The 240-nt window shown below is 58.3% G+C and carries 1 pseudogene; it reads left to right on the forward strand.

The features are described 5' to 3' along the window. Positions 1-56: 56 nt before the first annotated feature. Positions 57-240 (forward strand): annotated as a pseudogene (locus IB244_RS31850) (IS5/IS1182 family transposase); the annotation flags it as partial.

The following is a 240-nucleotide window of genomic DNA, read 5'->3' on the forward strand; positions in this document are numbered from 1 at the left end:
CCTCAGATTGCTGACAAACCCCTGGCACCGTCTGGGGGTTTGTGATTCATTGGGACATGTTGAAGAAACCTGCCCCCACCCAGACGGCTCTTGAGATGGTGACGCTCGACAGCCTGGTGCCGAAGGATCACCTGCTGCGCAAGATCGACGCGGTGATCGACTTTTCCTTCATCCATGATCGTGTTGCGGGGCTTTATTGCGCCGACAACGGCCGCCCGCCGCTCGATCCGACCTTGATGT

Source organism: Rhizobium sp. RHZ02 (assembly GCF_014851575.1).
In the GTDB taxonomy this organism is placed as follows: Bacteria; Pseudomonadota; Alphaproteobacteria; order Rhizobiales; family Rhizobiaceae; genus Rhizobium; species Rhizobium altiplani.